Origin of the sequence: Vibrio sp. 1167 (genome assembly GCF_033340375.1) — a bacterium.
Taxonomy (GTDB): Bacteria; Pseudomonadota; Gammaproteobacteria; order Enterobacterales; family Vibrionaceae; genus Vibrio; species Vibrio alginolyticus.
The window spans coordinates 226,895-243,328 of record NZ_JAWOWK010000002.1 but is presented as its reverse complement, the minus strand read 5'-3'; the positions used below and the strand labels follow the sequence as shown (position 1 = coordinate 243,328).

The following is a 16,434-nucleotide window of genomic DNA, read 5'->3' as shown; positions in this document are numbered from 1 at the left end:
CATCTGGTTCGCCTTTCTTGTGATCTTCTAAACTTATCGCAAATGGTTATCTTCATCGCGTAGATAAATCATCCAATACCACATGCCAACAAATACGCCACCACCAATAATGTTTCCTATCGTAACAGGAATTAGGTTGTTTACGATGAACCCCATCATGTTTAAGTCCGCGTAGTTTGCAATATCTGCCCCTGTCATTTGCCAAAACGCTTCTGGCGCAAAGTACTTAATACCAATCGCCATAGGTACTTGGAACATGTTCGCAATACAGTGCTCAAAACCTGCCGACACGAACATAGCCACAGGCAAAATCATGACCGCTATTTTATCTGTCAATGTTCGCCCACTAAACGTCATCCAAACTGCAATACAAACTAATACGTTACACATAATGCCAAGCGCAACAGCAGCAAAGAAACCATGATGTAATTTGTGTTGGGAGATCGCCATCGCGTTAAGACCAACTTGGCCATGATCAAACATATATTGCTTGGTAACTAGCATACAGGCCACGAGCAAAATGGCCCCAACCATATTGCCAAAGTAAACCACCAACCAGTTTTTGATAAGTGCTTGCCAAGAGATTTTTCCACTCGCACGCGCAACTAGTGTCAGCACAGAGCTAGTGAAAAGCTCGCCGCCAGTAACCACCACCAAAATCAAACCAAGGCTAAATGCCAGACCACCAATGAGTCGTGTAATGCCCCAAGGCAGCTCGCCTGCGCCTGTCGTTACTGTGGTATAGAAGATGAAAGCAATACCAATATGAAGCCCCGCAGAAATGGCGAGCAGAAAAGATTTGATTGGAGCTTTCGTTGCTTTGCCTACCCCCACTTCAGCCGCGCGTTCCGCAGCTTGTGGCGGTAATAGTGAGTCAAACTGATTAAAGTTCATTCTGGTGTAACATTTAGAAACATTTAAAGAGGCGCGGATAATCGCTCTATTTCCCTATTTTTTCAAGTGCTATTTGGCGTGTTTACTAAAATCGTTGTTATTGGGAGATCAAGCAATAAATAGCGCCTATCATTCGCTACCGTAAGTATCATTGATACTTAACAAGTATTCGGCCTTTCGAACAAAGATCCTGCGTTATATCAGCCTGATAGCGCCATACTTAACACTTCTTGTCGTTGAATGTTGCCCAACGCTACTTTTCAGACTAGCTTGGTAAAAAAAGCGCAAAGGAATCATTTATGAAATATTCAGCTGAACATATCGCCGAATTGAATCTACTTCTTCAGTTCGACCTAAGTAGTGCTGCAACTGGTATTAAAGTTCATACAGACGCGTCAGAAGAAATGCAGGCAGCCGTTGCTCGTCTATATGAGAAGCAACTTTGTACACAGCCTGACGGTGGTTATCTAACAGACGAAGGCATTGAAGTTGCAGAACATGCAGATAAGATTTTAAGAGTTTTGTCTGTGTAATTTGAACAAAAAACGCCACCGAACTCGGTGGCGTTTTTTAGTCCTATATTTTTCCTGTCGATGCCTGCGGCAATAATCGCTTTTTCATTTTGCTAAATGGTTGAACCTTGTCATACAACCAGTTAAAACCAGTGGCATAAAATAGGAAGAAAACGAGGAAGCCGGCTTCCAGCATCAGAGCTTGAAGAAGCGTAATTTCTAAGAACCAGGCAATCACAGGTAGAGAGATAAAGATTAATCCTCCCTCGAAACCAATAGTGTGTCCAAGCCGCATCGCTAAACTTCGCTCAGCTCGATTGTCACCAAACCACTTATCAAAGTACAAGTTGTAGATGTAGTTCCATATCACGGTATACATGCTCAACCCGACCCCAACCAACGCAAGATCACTAGAGCCCTTTCCAGTGATCAATGAAGCCGCTGGTACAATAATCGCGAGTGCGATTAACTCAAAAAGTACTGCATGAAAAATTCGTTCGTTACGAGTCATATTTCTCTGTCCAAATAGTTCTACTCAATGCTTAGAATTTTATCTATTATTTAGATAACCAAAAGTTAGATACCATCGATTTAAGCGATATGTTTACCATCGAACAACTGCAAGCTTTTATTGCTACATCAGAAGCAGGATCATTTTCAGGAGCAGCTAGAAAACTGGGGCGAGCTCAATCTGTAGTGAGCCAGCACATCATGAATATGGAGATCGACTGTGGCGTTGAGCTTTTTGATCGATCAGGCAGGTACCCTAAATTAACTGAGAATGGCCTCGCGCTCGTACCTTATGCACAAGCAACAATCAGCCAACTCGACCGCCTAAACAATAGGGCATCACAGCTCTTTTCCACGCCAACGAACAAATTAGTCTTAGCTATTGATGAAGGGATTCCTCTGACTCGCTTGCCGGATGTGCTAAAGAAGTTAGAGCAACGCTTTCCACACTTACAAGTTGAATGCTTAACGGCATCAAGCCCTGATATCATTGAATTGGTTAAGTCGGAACGCGCCACGACTGGGATTATTTTGAGTGATTTACAAATGCCAAGGCACATCGATTTCACCAATCTTGGCAATATTGCATTTGATGTCTATGTCTCTTCAACACATCCTTTAGCAAAGCAGCAAATCACTCACATTGATCAACTAAAACAACATCGTCAATTGGTCATACGATCCAAAAGTGCAGAGCCATGTGGTCTCAATCAAGCATTTAGCCCAGATATCTGGTACGCTGATAACTACTATATTTTGTTGGAATTGGCGAATAAAGGGTTTGGTTGGTGCTTTCTACCACAGCATTTAGTCGCGTATTCACCTAATACATTAAAAAAGGTTCGGGATGATTTCACAAAACTGGCTTGGCAAGTCAATGTTGACCTTATTCAGCACCAGAAATGGCATTCAGATCCCCTCCATCAACAAGCCAAAGCAGAACTGCTCACCCTATTCGGGCAGACATAAGTAAGTAAGTAGGAAGACCCAAATGGCAAATACATTGATCGTAGGTGCAGGCTGGCTCGGAACTCCGCTAGCAGAAACATTGATGAAAGATGGACACTATGTTGTCGTCACTCGTCGTAGCCAAACTCGATTAAAAGAGTTACCCACCTCATTAACTCACTCCGCATTGTTCGATTTCAATCAATTGAACGCCACAGCACGGCTAGATGAGCTGCTCAAACAGCATCAAATTACGCACGTTATCGGTGCATTTCCTCCAGGATTTCGTAAAGGACGCGGTCAAGAATATGCACAGCAATGGCAAATACTTGCCAACGCAGCTAAGCAAAACAACGTTGAAAAACTTCTCATGATCAGCTCTACCACGGTTTACCCTAACCTTGCTTCCGATATGGAAGAAGCTGACGCGTCACTCTCTTTAGCAGCCGAAAGCCCTTATTTCTCTGACAATGCACGTATTATGCTTCAAGCAGAGCAGCATGTTATCGACTCGAATATTAACTTTGTTATTCTACGTTGTAGCGGATTAATCGGGCCAGATAGACACCCATCTCGCTTTGCAGCAAGGCTTCAACAAGTTAGTCGTAAAGCACCAGCTAATATGCTTCATCAAGATGATGCTGTCTCGGCTGCGAAATTTGCCTTAGGCAATTTAAGCAACCAAGTCATTAACGTTACTACACCTCATACTGTCAGCAAGGCTGAGTTCTACCAAGCTGCCATAAACAAAATCGGAAGTGAGATACCTCTTCCACCCGTCACAGAGCAAGCTGACAAGCGTATTCTTGCTGACAAACTACTCTCACTTGGTTATCGATTTCACTTCAATTCAACTTTGGATGCGCTATGAGACTCTATAGACATATAGAAACGCTTTGGGATTACATGCAACTCAAACATGAACTGAAACCTGCGGACTGTTTGTTTGTGATGTGCAGTAATGATGTGCGTGTAGCGGAGCACGCTGCCAAGCTCTACCACCAAAAGTTGGCACCTTTGATTGTATTTTCAGGGGGGGAAGGTCGCTTCACAGATGGACTGTTTGAAAAAAGCGAGGCAGAAACCTTTGCCGAGATTGCAAAGTTGTCGGGCGTTCCAAGTGAAGCAATTTTGCTCGAGACTAAATCCACAAACAGTGGAGAAAACGTTCGCTTTACTGAGCAACGATTAAAAGAGGAAGGAAAACAGTGTTCCTCGTTTATTCTGGTACAAAAACCGTTTATGGAGCGTAGAGCAATCGCGACATTTGAAAAACAGTGGCAGTCACCCTACACTCAGCTCCAAGTAAGCTCTGCGGCTCTTCCATTTTTTGAATACATTAATGAAGACATGCCATTAATGATGGTGCTAGAAGCACTAATGGAAGATTTCTCTCGCGTAAAAAGCTATCCAGAGAAAGGATTTCAAACCGAGCAGAACATCCCTCAGCAAGTCGAATCTTCTTACCAGGTTTTACTCGAGCGGTTTGGTTTTGACTTAGTCTAACTTTTTCTAACCGACAACAAAAAGCCACCAAGTTCGGTGGCTTTTCTGTATCAATACGGCTTATTTACCGAGTGCTTCTTTGTAATGTTGGCGGCATACGGAGACATACTTATCGTTACCGCCGATCGCAACTTGATCGCCTTCTTTAATTGCCACGCCGTGTTCATCGGTACGAATAACCATATTCGCTTTGCGGCCGCAATGGCAGATTGTTTTGAGCTCAACCAGCTTGTCCGCCCAAGATAATAGATACTTACTGCCTTCAAAAAGTTCGCCTAGAAAATCGGTGCGAAGGCCGTAACACAATACTGGAATATGCAACTTATCAACGACTTCAGTAAGTTGATAAACTTGTTCTTTCGACAAGAACTGACACTCATCAACAAGAATACAGTGACGTTTTTCAACCTCATTCAGATCTGCGATCTCTTGATACAAATTGGTATCCTGACGAAATAAATGTGCGTCAGATTGAAGACCAATACGAGAGCTCACTTTACCGACACCAAAACGATCATCTAGCGCAGCCGTAAAAATAACTGGCGTCATGCCGCGTTCTTGATAGTTGAAAGAGGATTGAAGAAGCGTTGTTGATTTACCCGCATTCATTGCTGAGTAATAGAAATACATCTGAGCCACAGAGCATTACCTAAAGTTAAAGTTTTAATTTATGGAAATGGAAAATAAAAGGGCTGAATTATCAGCCCTTTAAAAATGAAAATTCAATTACTTACGACGCCACGTTGTGCCTTCTGGACCATCTTCCAGAACAATGCCCATTTCGGTCAGCTTGTCACGAGCCATATCTGCATTCGCCCAATCTTTCGAAGCACGAGAGTCGTTACGCAGCTTGATCAGAGCTTCGATTTCAGCCACTTCATCATCGTTACCCGCATCACCTTTTAGGAAGGCTTCAGGATCTTGGTGAAGAATACCGATCACGTCAGCTAGTTCACGCATTAGCGCACCGAGTTCGCTCGCTTTCTCTAGGTTTTCTGTTTTCAGACGGTTAACTTCGCGCGCCATGTCGAACAGAACTGAGTACGCTTCTGGTGTGTTGAAGTCATCGTTCATCGCTGCAGTGAAGCGAGATACGTATTCTTCACCACCAGCAGGCGCAGCGTTTAGGTCTAAACCACGTAGAGATGTGTACAGGCGCTCAAGCGAAGCACGTGCTTGGTTTAGGTTATCTTCGCTGTAGTTTAACTGGCTACGGTAATGACCAGACATTAGGAAGTAACGCACTGTTTCAGCATCGTAGTGACCAAGAACGTCACGGATAGTAAAGAAGTTACCTAGAGATTTAGACATCTTCTCACGGTCTACCATTACCATGCCGCTGTGCATCCATGTGTTCACGTATTGTGTATCGTGTGCACAGCATGATTGTGCGATTTCATTTTCGTGGTGTGGGAACTGAAGGTCAGAACCGCCGCCGTGAATGTCGAAGTGGTTACCTAGGATTGAAGAGTTCATTGCTGAACACTCTATGTGCCAACCTGGACGACCTGGACCCCATGGTGACTCCCACGTTGGTTCACCTGGCTTAGACATCTTCCAAAGTACAAAGTCTAGAGGGCTGCGTTTTGCTGTTTCGATATCAACGCGCGCGCCAGCTTGAAGCTGATCAAGGTCTTGCTTAGAAAGCTTGCCGTATTCGTTGAACTTACCCACTTCAAACATTACGTCACCGTTATCTGCAACGTATGCAAAACCGCGCTCGATTAGCTTCTCAACCAATTCGATGATTTCAGCAATAAACTGTGTCGCACGAGGTTCAACGTCCGGACGTTTCATGTTCAGCGCATCAAAATCAGCGTGCATTTCACCAATCAAACGCTCAGTCAATGAATCGCAAGACTCACCATTTTCTGCGGCACGTTTGATGATCTTATCGTCGATATCTGTGATGTTACGTACAAACGTCAGATCGTAGCCCAAGTAGCGAAGGTAACGTGATACAACGTCAAAAGAGACGAAAGTACGACCGTGACCAATGTGACAGAGATCGTAGATGGTAACTCCACAGACATACATGCCGACTTTGCCAGCTGTAATTGGTTTGAATTCCTCTTTCTGTCTTGTGAGTGTGTTATATATCTTTAACATGATCTCTATCTATGATTGTGAATGAATAAAAGAAGGTCGAGTATATCAACTCCGACCTGGTTAGGTAATAGCAATTAACCGATAAAACGATAATCGGCTAAACTTCAAGCACAAAACGAAGAATTTCCTCTTCCTGAGTTTTTAAAGCACTAGAACTTAGGCTAGAATCTCGGGCTCAACACAACACAGTAAAGGAAAGTAGCATGATCACCCTTCACACTAATTTTGGTGACATCAAGATTCAACTAAACGAAGAGAAAGCGCCAGAGACTAGCGCAAACTTCCTTCAGTACTGCCGCGATGGCTTTTACGACAACACGCTTTTCCACCGTGTTATTGACGGTTTCATGATCCAAGGTGGTGGCATGGAACCTGGTCTACGTGAAAAAGCATCACGTGCACCTATCAAGAACGAAGCAAACAACGGCCTAAGCAACAAAGTGGGTACACTTGCTATGGCGCGTACTATGGAGCCGCATTCAGCAAGCTCTCAGTTCTTTATCAACGTAAACAACAACACATTCCTAGATTTCCGTAGCGAAAGCCTAGACGGTTGGGGTTACTGTGTGTTCGGTGAAGTAATCGAAGGCATGGACATCGTAAATAAGATCAAAGGCGTTAGCACTGGTTCTTACGGCATGCACCAAGACGTACCTCTAGAAGACGTAGTAATCACTGGTACAACAATTGAAGAGTAATTCTTAGGAATTATTTTTAAAAGATAAGTTAATGGGGAGGCATAGCTTCCCCTTATTTCTATGACGACATTATTTATTTCCGATCTTCACCTTACCCCATCACGTCCTGATATCACGGAATGTTTTGTGACGTTCATGCGAACAGAAGCAACAAAAGCTGATGCACTTTATGTACTCGGCGATCTGTTTGAGTTCTGGATTGGTGACGATGACAACACCCCTTTTGCAGACCAAATCCGTGCAGAATTTAAAGCACTGACGGATGCGGGTGTGCCAACTTTTTTCATCCAAGGCAATCGAGATTTTTTACTCGGCAAACGCTTTTGCAAAGAAACCGGTATGACATTACTCGACGATGTCTGCACGATTGATCTTTATGGTCAAAAAGCCGTAATCCTACATGGCGATACGCTCTGCATTGACGATGTGAAATACCAAGAGTTTAGAAAAACCGTTCACAAGCCATGGCTACAATGGTTGTTTAACCGTATTCCTTGGTTCATTAAGAAGAAAATTGTCTCAAAAGTTCAATCCGATATTCGTGATGATAAAATGAGCAAGTCATTAGATATCATGGACGTCAACCAAAATGAGGTCGAGAAAGTGATGTCTCAGAACTGCGTCAACTTAATGATTCATGGTCACACACATCGCCCGAACACACATTTTTTTGACGTCGATGGCGTTAAAAAGACCCGAATTGTTTTAGGGGATTGGTATACGCAAGGCTCAGTTTTAAAAGTAAATTCTGATAGTTTTGACCTACAAACGAGACCGTTCATACAGAATTTGCGTTAAGCATGTAGAGCGTGTAGAAGATTCACGCTCAAGTCGTAGATATTTTGTAAAAAATCGCTATTATCATAATACTAAGTTAAACAGAACGAAGTACCTAATTGAAGTATTCTTACGTAGCTCGCCAACCGATTCTGGATAGAGAAAAACGAACCATAGGTTACGAACTCCTCTTTCGAGACGGCCCTAAAAATACCTTCCCTGAAGTAGAACCAGAGCTGGCTACTAGTCGACTGCTATCCGATCATTTTTTATCGACGCATTACAACACATTAGGAAACAAACTTGGCTTTGTTAACTTTCCGCATCAAAGCTTGGTGAACTTGGTCCCAACTTTGTTCCCTAAAGAATCTCTCGTCATTGAAGTCCTTGAAGACTGCGAACCGACAGAAGAACTGTTAGAAGCCATCAAGCACCTTCATGAGTGCGGATACAAAATTGCTCTGGATGATTTTGTTCCGACGAAAGCTTGGAAGCGTTTTCTTCCATACATTTCCATGATCAAGTTTGATATTAGACTTGTGCCGATCAAGAAAGCTGCCATTTTTATTCAGGCGTTGAGCCCATTTAAAATCGACTTTCTTGCGGAAAAGGTAGAGACCTATGAAGAGTTTGAGCAAGCTCTAGAAGCCGGTTTTAACTATTTTCAAGGGTATTTTTTTAGCAAACCTGAGATGATCCAGAAAAAACGGTTGAACCCCGCGTTTCTTACCGTCATCCAACTTTGTAAAGAGATTGCTGATAAGCCCATCGACTTCAATGAGGTTGAACGTCTGTTTTCGATTGATGTGACGCTGTCATACAAGCTGCTTACTTACGTAAATTCAGGATATACATTAACGACTAAGATCAAATCGTTCAGACAGGCGCTTATTTATCTGGGTGAAGAGCGACTACGACGCTTTATTTCCTTAGTTGCAATTGCGTCCGTTCAAGAAGATAAACCTGACTCTCTTTACTCTTTAGCGATTCAGCGTGCACGAATGTGTGAACTGTTACTTAGTCAAATGAACACTAGGTATGACCCTGGGCAGGCTTTTTTAACAGGCATGTTTTCTTTACTCGGATCTTTGCTCGATCAACCTCTCTCGGATGTCATTGAAGATATCCCCGTTGACGAAGATATAAAACTCGCATTAACCAGTCGAAAAGGTGTACTTGGTCACTTACTTTCGATGACAATCGCCTATGAACAAGCGGACTGGGAGTTAGCCGAGCGATATTGCACCGTTCTTAAATTAACCGAACCTCAATTAGCAGACGCTTTTAATCAATCGACGGAATGGGCTCAAGAACTGCTGTCTCAAACGCCCTAAATCGCTATAATGCCTCACCTCCAGCCTCGCAATTGTGAGGTTGTTTGTTTTTACCGCTTAATTAATCGAGATTTCATTTTATGGCTTCTTCTTGCCCTTGCGGATCTAACCGCACCTACCAACAGTGTTGTGAAATTGCCCACAATAACCACGCTGACGTCACCACTCCAGAGCAGTTAATGCGCTCTCGTTACAGTGCGCATGTGTTAGGTCTAGTCGATTACGTGGTGAACACGTACCACCCAAGCTGTAATGCAGAAGAGCAACGTGAAGGCATTGCCCAATCTATCGACAGCGATTGGTGCAAACTTGAAGTTGTAAAAACAGAAGCTGGCAGTAATGACAATGAAGGCTTTGTAGAGTTTAGCGCTTATTTTGATGAAGACGGCAAACGCTACTGCATGACCGAGCGTTCCCGCTTTGTAAAAGAAAATGGGCTTTGGTACTACATTGACGGCACGTTTCCAGAAGAAGAGCGAGAAGAAGAACCAGAACAAGATCCTCGCCTAAACCAACCAGTGAGTAGCCTAAAAGTAGGTCGCAACGACCCGTGTATCTGTGGAAGCGGTAAAAAGTTTAAAAAGTGTTGTGGGTAAAGCATCCATACCTAGCTTATTGTGCTCGATTTAATTGGATTCTTGACTTCGCCTAGGTTCGTTGGAGTGACGTGAATATATGTACCTATTTGAAGTAAATAACTCTACTGCAAGTACCATTAGAAAATATACCGTCATTCTGAACAGCGAGGAACGAGTGTGATTCAGAGTCTAATCGCTACTAGCACTGTTGCCGGGTTTTCCCCCGAATCAAGAACACTAAAGTAAAAAAACCCCTAGGCTCGAGAGCATAGGGGCTTTCATTTATTTATAGCAGGTTTATTTATGACGCTCTTTCAGTTTGTTCACTACGTCATTCATCGATAAGCCTTGGTCTTGAAGCAATACCAGCAAGTGGTAAATCAAGTCTGCTGATTCACACACTAGCTCCGCCTTATCGCCCGAAGTCGCCGCAAGCGCGACTTCAACGCCTTCTTCGCCCACTTTTTGCGAAATACGCTTGGTGCCACGGGCATAAAGACTGGCAGTATAAGAGGAATCTGGGTCGGCACTCTTGCGGGCAGCCAATAGCTGCTCAAGTTGATGAAGCCACACCATTTGTGACTCCTCTTGAGGGTCCACATCCCAGCAAGTTGTGTTACCCAAGTGACACGTAGGACCAATGGGATTCACTTTCACCAGCAGCGTATCGTTATCGCAATCGAGCTGCATGTTCACCAATTGCAATACGTTGCCAGAAGTCTCACCTTTCGTCCAAAGACGCTGCTTGGTACGAGAGAAAAACGTCACTTGACCTGTTTCGCCCGTTTTTGCCAACGCATCTTGGTTCATATAACCCATCATCAGCACTTGGCTTGATTGGAAATCTTGTACGATAGCAGGTACCAGACCATCCACCTTTTCCCAGTTGATTCGCTCAACTAGCGAACTTACTTCGGCGGCTTTCACACTCATAGTCGTACCTCAATGCCTTGTTGTTTCAAATAATGCTTTAGTTCACCAATATTGATGACTTGTTTGTGGAATACCGATGCGGCAAGCGCGCCATCCACATTGGCTTTTTGGTATGCTTCCGCAAAGTGCTCCATAGCACCCGCGCCACCCGATGCAATCAGCGGTACATTACATACTTCGCGCACCATGTTAAGTTGTTCAATATCGTAGCCGTTACGCACACCGTCTTGGTTCATCATGTTCAGTACGATTTCACCAGCGCCGCGTTTTTGTACTTCTTGCACCCAATCACGCGTTTCCCATTGGGTCGCTTTGGTGCGTTCTTCATCACCAGTAAACTGGTAAACCTGATACTTGCCCGTCTCTTTGTCGTAGTATGAATCGATACCAACGACGATACATTGCACACCAAACTTATCAGCAAGGTCAGTAATCAACTGAGGGTTCGCCAATGCAGGTGAGTTGATAGACACTTTGTCTGCACCAAACTCAAGAATGCGCGCTGCGTCTTCCGCTGATTTAATACCACCAGCCACACAGAAAGGAATATCAATAACTTCTGCAACGCGAGCGACCCAACTTTTATCGACGACACGACCATCACTTGAAGCGGTAATATCGTAGAACACGAGCTCGTCAGCGCCCTCTTCCGCATAACGCTGTGCCAGAGGAACGATGTCGCCAATGATTTCATGGTTACGGAACTGGACGCCCTTGACCACTTGTCCATCACGTACATCAAGACATGGAATTATTCGCTTTGCCAACATGCAAACGCCTCCTCTGCTGTGAACTTACCATCTAACAGCGCACGACCAACAATCACGCCAGCCACACCGCTGCCTTTTAGCGCTTCGATATCTGCTAATGAGCCAATGCCACCTGAAGATTGAAACTGCACTTGTGGGTACTGTTTGCATAGGTCAACGTAAAGCTCTACGTTTGAGCCTTCTAGCGTACCGTCACGAGAAATGTCCGTACAAAGCACTTGCTGCAAACCTACCGTTAGGTAATCGTTGATTAGAGCTTCGATGGTCACGCCTGAATCTTCTTGCCAACCAGAGATCGCCACTTTACGTGTGCCGTCTTGATCGATGTTGATATCTAGCGCGAGAACGATTTTCTCTGCGCCGTATTTTTCCATCCAACCTTTCACAAGCTCTGGCTGTTTTACTGCTGTAGAACCAACAACAACACGCTGAGCACCGGCTTCTAACAGATCAATAACGTCTTGCTCTGTACGCACACCACCACCGATTTGGATGTTTGCTGGTGTACTTGCTAGTAGCTTTGCAATCAAATCAAGCTGGCGCGCTGTCGTGTCTTTCGCGCCAGTTAAATCCACCAAGTGCAGCCAGTTAGCACCCGCTTGGTGGTACAAGTTGAACTGCTCTGCTGGGTCGACTTTGTACTCGGTTACTTGGCCGTAATCACCTTGATAAAGGCGAACCACCTGTCCTTCAATTAAATCAAGAGCTGGAATAATCACACTAAATCCCTTTTATAATTCTAAGAAGTTTTGAATAAGCTTCGCGCCCGCTTTTGAAGAACGCTCAGGGTGGAATTGCACGCCGTAATAGTTACCGCTTTGTACTGCTGCTGTGAACGGGTTGCCGTATTCACATTCCGCAATCGTGTAATCCCCAACTGGCATCGCAAAGCTGTGCACGAAGTAGAAATACTCTCCTTCTTCAATACCTTTGAAAAGTGGGTTACCTGCTTTTGCAGAGACCGTGTTCCACCCCATATGCGGCAGCGGCAAATCGCCAGTTTGTAGTAGCTTCACTTCGCCATCACAAAGTCCAAGACACTCGACCAACTCGTCGGCTTTCTGCCCTTTCTCTTGAGACACTTTGCCCAGCAGTTGCATGCCTAAACAGATACCTAACAGCGGCTTTTCTACCTGTTTTACCAAGCTGATAAGATCGCGCTCTTCTAGGTTCTTCATCGCTTCGCTGGCAGTTCCCACACCTGGCAGGAATAGCTTATCTGCCGATAACACAACTTGCGGATCTTTTGAAATCGTTACGTCATAGCCTAGGCGTTCAATAGCAAACTTCACCGAAGAGACGTTGGCACAGCCAGTATCGATAATGACAACTTTCTGTTCTGTCACTGTTTTTCTCCTTGCTAAGGTTAGCCTTAAAGCACGCCTTTACTACTTGGTAGCTCAGTGCCTTCTACTTTGATTGCTTGGCGCAAAGTACGACCAAACGCTTTAAACAAGCTTTCAATGATGTGGTGATCATTGTTGCCCGCTGAAGACAGGTGCAGCGTACACGCTAATGTGTCAGTCAGAGAGCGGAAGAAGTGAACCACCATCTCTGTTGAAAGATCACCCACTTGCTCACGGCTGAATTGCGCGTCGAACTTAAGGTAAGGACGACCTGATAGGTCTAGTGCGCATTGCGCCAAACACTCATCCATTGGCAAGCTAAAGCCAAAGCGACCAATACCACGTTTGTCACCCAGTGCTTCTTTCAAGGCTTGACCTAACGCAAGAGCGGTATCTTCTACTGTGTGGTGATCGTCAATGTGCAGGTCACCTTCCACTTTGCACACCATTTGGAATCCACCGTGCGTCGCAATTTGATCCAGCATGTGGTCAAAGAAGCCAAGACCTGTAGAAATGTCGTTACCACCTTGCTCATCAAGATTAACGAATACTTTAATGTCTGTTTCTTTTGTGGTGCGAACCACTTCAGCAACGCGAGCCTTCACCGTTAGATCTTTCAGGATCTGTTTCCAACCCATGGTTTCTGGGTTGTATTGAATGCCACGAATTGCCATGTTTTCTGCAAGTTGAAGATCGGTTTGACGATCGCCAATCACAACAGAGTTTTGGAAATCCACTTTGCCACCTTGAAGGTACTCTTTTACCAAGCCCAATTTAGGCTTACGGCAAGAGCAGTTGTCTTCATCAAAGTGAGGACAAATCAGTACGTCATCGAACTTCACACCTTGAGACTCAAAGATCTCCATCATCATGTTGTGCGGTGCATCAAAATCAGCTTGTGGGTAGCTGTCTGTACCCAAACCATCTTGGTTCGTGACCATCACTAGGCGGTATCCTGCATCCTGCAACGACAACAGGCTTGGGATAACAAATGGTTCCAGTTTTAGTTTATCTAAACGGTCTACTTGAAAATCAATCGGCGGCTCGACAATTAAGGTGCCATCACGATCAATAAAAAGGATTTTTTGTTGTTTGCTCACTCGAACTTCCTTATTGCTATTCTTTTGGCGCCCCCGCTATTGAGCGAGAGCGATAAATTCTGTCTCTATTTATGCGTAATAGTTTCTGATAAATCCAAGCGTTTTTTCGCACTCGTCACGGTTACCCACACTGATACGCACACAGTTTTCAATTGGCGAGTTACGCAAAATAATGCCCGTATCCCAAGCCGCTTTGAAAAGGTCATCGCCATCTGGGAATTTCACCAATAGGTAGTTCCCCCACCCTTCAAACACTTCCAAACCCGGAATCATTGAAAGGCCAACTTGCAAGTAAGCACGGTTTGCATTCAAATCGAGAACTTGAAACTTCGCTCGTGCTAAACCCGCTTCCGAAAGCGCCTGAGTCGCAATTTCTGCCACTGGAACTGGGACTGGGTAAGGTGCGATAACTTTAAGAAGTACATTAATAAGCTCTTCGTTCGCAAGCGTAAATCCACAACGCAGACCTGCAAGCGCAAAAGCTTTCGACAGAGTACGCAGAATCGCAAGATTCGGGTATTGCGCCAGTAAATCTACCGTTGACGCTTCTGGACAAAAATCGATGTATGCTTCATCCATCACCACGATTGCTCGGTCTTTTGTCATCTCAAGCAGAGACACAATGTCCTCACGCTTAACCAAGTTACCTGTTGGGTTGTTTGGCGAACATACAAAAACCAGTTTCACGTTATCCAGATTAGCTTCGATGCCTGCAAGGTCTAGTTGCCAATCTGACGTTAGCGGCACGGTTTTTCGCTCTACACCGATGGTTTCTGCACTGATGGCGTACATGCCGTAAGTTGGTGGGCAGTAAAGAATCGCATCTTCACCCGGCTCACAGAATGCACGAATTAATAACTCAATACCTTCGTCTGCGCCGCGAGACGTTAGTGTTTGCTCTGGTTTCACACCCGCATAGGCTGCGTAAGCAGAAATCAGTTCTTTAGGCTGACATTCGCTGTAACGATTAAGACGAGCGAAGTCTGTTTTGTATTCATTATTGAATGGTGATTCGTTGGCGTTTAGCCATACGTCACCGGTACCACCAATTCGACGAGCCGACATATAAGGGGTAAGTTGTTGGACTTGTTTGCGCGCTAGCTTTTCCATCTCAATATCCTCTTACTTAGCTGCCAGTTTTTCTACGCGAATGGTCACTGCACGTTTGTGTGCATCCAGACCTTCTGCTTCCGCCATGGTGACCACCGTTGGTGCAAGGTTCTTTAGACCATCAGCAGACAGCTCTTGAACCGTCATACGTTTCGAAAAGTCCGCCAAACCTAAGCTTGAATAAGTACGTGTGTAACCGTAAGTAGGAAGGACGTGGTTAGTCCCCGATGCGTAATCTCCCGCAGATTCAGGCGACCAATCCCCAAGGAAGATAGAGCCTGCATTATCAAGTAGAGGTAGAAGCTCACGAGGGTTCTTAGTCTGAACAATCAAGTGCTCAGGACCGTAGTAATTGGAAATAGAAACTGACTGCGTCATCGACTCGGAAATAATGATCAAGCTTGATGCCAGAGCCTTTTCTGCGATGTCTTCACGAGATAGCTCCTTAAGCTGACGTTGAACCGCATCCGTCACTTGATCAGCAATCACAGGAGAAGAAGTCACAAGTACCACTTGAGAATCAGGACCGTGTTCCGCTTGGCTCAAAAGATCCGCAGCGATAAAGTCTGCATCTGCGGTTTCATCGGCAATCACAAGAACTTCTGATGGCCCTGCTGGCATATCAATCGCAGCACCGCGGAAATCATTGCTAACCTGTCGTTTTGCTTCGGTCACGTAAGCGTTGCCCGGACCAAAGATCTTATCTACTTTCGATACAGTCTCGGTGCCATAAGCCATTGCAGCAACTGCTTGGCCACCACCGACGTTGTACACTTCATCAATGCCACACAGCTTCGCGACATAAAGGATCTCATCAGCGATTGGCGGTGGAGAACAAAGAACGACTTTACGACAACCTGCAATTTTTGCAGGAACGCCGAGCATCAAAACAGTCGATGGCAAAGGCGCACTGCCACCAGGAATGTACAAACCCACTTTTTGAATTGGACGTGTTACTTGTTCACAAAGAACACCTGGCTGCGTTTCCACCTTGAGCGGTTGCGGCTTTTGCGCTTTGTGGAACTTAGAAATATTGGCGTAAGCTTGCTCTAGTGCGCTCTTCATTGACTCTGACAAACGCTCTGACGCTGCCTTAATTTCCTGAGAAGAAACACGAATGGATTCAGGCTTAACACGGTCAAACTTTTCTGTCAGCTCAATAAGAGCAGAGTCACCTTCTTCTCGAACTTTAGCAATAACTTCGGCCACAGCAGTGGTGATATTGGCACCTTCTGCAATAGCAGGGCGCTCCAAAATAGAGTCTTGCTGATTCTCACTTAATGATTGCCAAACGACTGTTCTCATGATG

Annotated in this window: 19 protein-coding genes; 8 read left to right on the top strand and 11 right to left on the bottom strand. The window is 44.8% G+C overall.

From position 1 onward, the window contains the following. Window positions 1-33: 33 nt before the first annotated feature. On the bottom strand, window positions 34-894 hold the full coding sequence (focA, locus tag R7Z78_RS04495) for a formate transporter FocA (RefSeq protein WP_005378146.1): 861 nt from the start codon (window positions 892-894) through the stop codon (window positions 34-36). A 299-nt stretch (window positions 895-1,193) separates the two neighbouring features. Here focA and R7Z78_RS04490 point away from each other — a divergent pair, with 299 nt between their 5' ends. Continuing rightward, complete coding sequence (locus R7Z78_RS04490) at window positions 1,194-1,427, top strand: TIGR02647 family protein (protein ID WP_005378148.1); 234 nt, start codon at window positions 1,194-1,196, stop codon at window positions 1,425-1,427. Window positions 1,428-1,470: 43 nt separating this feature from the next. On the opposite strand, the gene R7Z78_RS04485 is transcribed toward R7Z78_RS04490, so the two are convergent. Next, window positions 1,471-1,917, bottom strand: a complete 447-nt coding sequence (locus tag R7Z78_RS04485) for a PACE efflux transporter (RefSeq protein ID WP_042522041.1) — start codon at window positions 1,915-1,917, stop codon at window positions 1,471-1,473. An 89-nt stretch (window positions 1,918-2,006) separates the two neighbouring features. On the opposite strand from R7Z78_RS04485, the gene R7Z78_RS04480 reads away from it, so the two are divergent. From R7Z78_RS04480 to R7Z78_RS04470, 3 genes are read left to right on the top strand one after another with little or no spacing between them, the layout of a single operon-like run. After that, window positions 2,007-2,885: a LysR family transcriptional regulator gene (locus tag R7Z78_RS04480; RefSeq protein ID WP_104975225.1), complete on the top strand. Its 879-nt coding sequence runs from the start codon at window positions 2,007-2,009 to the stop codon at window positions 2,883-2,885. Between the two features lie 22 nt (window positions 2,886-2,907). After that, window positions 2,908-3,735: an NAD-dependent epimerase/dehydratase family protein gene (locus R7Z78_RS04475; RefSeq protein WP_025766873.1), complete on the top strand. Its 828-nt coding sequence runs from the start codon at window positions 2,908-2,910 to the stop codon at window positions 3,733-3,735. After that, entirely contained in the window at window positions 3,732-4,370 is a 639-nt protein-coding gene (locus tag R7Z78_RS04470; RefSeq protein ID WP_005389814.1) for a YdcF family protein, read from the top strand. Before R7Z78_RS04475 ends, R7Z78_RS04470 begins: the two co-directional genes overlap by 4 nt. Window positions 4,371-4,430: 60 nt before the next feature. On the opposite strand, the gene R7Z78_RS04465 is transcribed toward R7Z78_RS04470, so the two are convergent. Together R7Z78_RS04465 and cysS are read right to left on the bottom strand one after the other, a co-directional pair. Then, window positions 4,431-5,009, bottom strand: coding sequence for a thymidine kinase (locus tag R7Z78_RS04465; RefSeq protein ID WP_042522050.1), 579 nt, complete (start codon window positions 5,007-5,009; stop codon window positions 4,431-4,433). A gap of 87 nt (window positions 5,010-5,096) precedes the next feature. Next, window positions 5,097-6,479, bottom strand: coding sequence for a cysteine--tRNA ligase (gene cysS / locus R7Z78_RS04460; protein WP_033905095.1), 1,383 nt, complete (start codon window positions 6,477-6,479; stop codon window positions 5,097-5,099). 203 nt (window positions 6,480-6,682) lie between these two features. Here cysS and R7Z78_RS04455 point away from each other — a divergent pair, with 203 nt between their 5' ends. The 4 genes from R7Z78_RS04455 to R7Z78_RS04440 all read left to right on the top strand — a co-directional run bounded on the left by R7Z78_RS04455 (window position 6,683) and on the right by R7Z78_RS04440 (window position 9,884). Then, window positions 6,683-7,177 (top strand): peptidylprolyl isomerase, encoded by a 495-nt coding sequence (locus R7Z78_RS04455; RefSeq protein WP_104975224.1) that lies wholly within the window; start codon window positions 6,683-6,685, stop codon window positions 7,175-7,177. Window positions 7,178-7,237: 60 nt separating this feature from the next. Then, window positions 7,238-7,975 (top strand): UDP-2,3-diacylglucosamine diphosphatase, encoded by a 738-nt coding sequence (lpxH, locus tag R7Z78_RS04450; RefSeq protein ID WP_005389817.1) that lies wholly within the window; start codon window positions 7,238-7,240, stop codon window positions 7,973-7,975. A gap of 98 nt (window positions 7,976-8,073) precedes the next feature. Continuing rightward, window positions 8,074-9,288, top strand: coding sequence for an EAL and HDOD domain-containing protein (locus tag R7Z78_RS04445; RefSeq protein WP_104975223.1), 1,215 nt, complete (start codon window positions 8,074-8,076; stop codon window positions 9,286-9,288). Between the two features lie 80 nt (window positions 9,289-9,368). Continuing rightward, complete coding sequence (locus R7Z78_RS04440) at window positions 9,369-9,884, top strand: YchJ family protein (RefSeq protein WP_104975222.1); 516 nt, start codon at window positions 9,369-9,371, stop codon at window positions 9,882-9,884. A gap of 279 nt (window positions 9,885-10,163) precedes the next feature. On the opposite strand, the gene hisIE is transcribed toward R7Z78_RS04440, so the two are convergent. The 7 genes from hisIE to hisD all read right to left on the bottom strand — a co-directional run bounded on the left by hisIE (window position 10,164) and on the right by hisD (window position 16,430). After that, on the bottom strand, window positions 10,164-10,799 hold the full coding sequence (hisIE, locus tag R7Z78_RS04435; protein ID WP_017821718.1) for a bifunctional phosphoribosyl-AMP cyclohydrolase/phosphoribosyl-ATP diphosphatase HisIE: 636 nt from the start codon (window positions 10,797-10,799) through the stop codon (window positions 10,164-10,166). Continuing rightward, complete coding sequence (hisF, locus tag R7Z78_RS04430; RefSeq protein WP_104975221.1) at window positions 10,796-11,569, bottom strand: imidazole glycerol phosphate synthase subunit HisF; 774 nt, start codon at window positions 11,567-11,569, stop codon at window positions 10,796-10,798. Before hisF ends, hisIE begins: the two co-directional genes overlap by 4 nt. Then, the gene (gene hisA, locus R7Z78_RS04425; protein WP_104975220.1) at window positions 11,551-12,288 is read right to left on the bottom strand and encodes a 1-(5-phosphoribosyl)-5-[(5-phosphoribosylamino)methylideneamino]imidazole-4-carboxamide isomerase; all 738 of its coding nucleotides are present in this window, start codon (window positions 12,286-12,288) and stop codon (window positions 11,551-11,553) included. The genes hisF and hisA overlap by 19 nt, the downstream gene beginning before the upstream one ends. Before the next feature lie 12 nt (window positions 12,289-12,300). Beyond that, window positions 12,301-12,915 carry an imidazole glycerol phosphate synthase subunit HisH gene (gene hisH, locus R7Z78_RS04420; protein ID WP_005389830.1) on the bottom strand — a complete coding sequence of 205 codons (615 nt, stop codon included), beginning with the start codon at window positions 12,913-12,915 and terminating at the stop codon, window positions 12,301-12,303. Window positions 12,916-12,941: 26 nt separating this feature from the next. Beyond that, entirely contained in the window at window positions 12,942-14,015 is a 1,074-nt protein-coding gene (gene hisB / locus R7Z78_RS04415; protein WP_005389832.1) for a bifunctional histidinol-phosphatase/imidazoleglycerol-phosphate dehydratase HisB, read from the bottom strand. A gap of 69 nt (window positions 14,016-14,084) precedes the next feature. Further along, the gene (hisC, locus tag R7Z78_RS04410; protein ID WP_017634689.1) at window positions 14,085-15,125 is read right to left on the bottom strand and encodes a histidinol-phosphate transaminase; all 1,041 of its coding nucleotides are present in this window, start codon (window positions 15,123-15,125) and stop codon (window positions 14,085-14,087) included. A gap of 12 nt (window positions 15,126-15,137) precedes the next feature. Beyond that, window positions 15,138-16,430: a histidinol dehydrogenase gene (gene hisD / locus R7Z78_RS04405; protein WP_104975219.1), complete on the bottom strand. Its 1,293-nt coding sequence runs from the start codon at window positions 16,428-16,430 to the stop codon at window positions 15,138-15,140. Window positions 16,431-16,434: the final 4 nt, after the last annotated feature.

Coding starts and splice junctions, on each gene's coding strand:
- focA (WP_005378146.1), bottom strand. CDS start 894: ATGAACTTTAATCAGTTTGACTCACTATTACCGCCACAAGCTGCGGAA.
- R7Z78_RS04490 (WP_005378148.1), top strand. CDS start 1,194: ATGAAATATTCAGCTGAACATATCGCCGAATTGAATCTACTTCTTCAG.
- R7Z78_RS04485 (WP_042522041.1), bottom strand. CDS start 1,917: ATGACTCGTAACGAACGAATTTTTCATGCAGTACTTTTTGAGTTAATC.
- R7Z78_RS04480 (WP_104975225.1), top strand. CDS start 2,007: ATGTTTACCATCGAACAACTGCAAGCTTTTATTGCTACATCAGAAGCA.
- R7Z78_RS04475 (WP_025766873.1), top strand. CDS start 2,908: ATGGCAAATACATTGATCGTAGGTGCAGGCTGGCTCGGAACTCCGCTA.
- R7Z78_RS04470 (WP_005389814.1), top strand. CDS start 3,732: ATGAGACTCTATAGACATATAGAAACGCTTTGGGATTACATGCAACTC.
- cysS (WP_033905095.1), bottom strand. CDS start 6,479: ATGTTAAAGATATATAACACACTCACAAGACAGAAAGAGGAATTCAAA.
- R7Z78_RS04455 (WP_104975224.1), top strand. CDS start 6,683: ATGATCACCCTTCACACTAATTTTGGTGACATCAAGATTCAACTAAAC.
- lpxH (WP_005389817.1), top strand. CDS start 7,238: ATGACGACATTATTTATTTCCGATCTTCACCTTACCCCATCACGTCCT.
- R7Z78_RS04440 (WP_104975222.1), top strand. CDS start 9,369: ATGGCTTCTTCTTGCCCTTGCGGATCTAACCGCACCTACCAACAGTGT.
- hisIE (WP_017821718.1), bottom strand. CDS start 10,799: ATGAGTGTGAAAGCCGCCGAAGTAAGTTCGCTAGTTGAGCGAATCAAC.
- hisF (WP_104975221.1), bottom strand. CDS start 11,569: ATGTTGGCAAAGCGAATAATTCCATGTCTTGATGTACGTGATGGACAA.
- hisC (WP_017634689.1), bottom strand. CDS start 15,125: ATGGAAAAGCTAGCGCGCAAACAAGTCCAACAACTTACCCCTTATATG.
- hisD (WP_104975219.1), bottom strand. CDS start 16,430: ATGAGAACAGTCGTTTGGCAATCATTAAGTGAGAATCAGCAAGACTCT.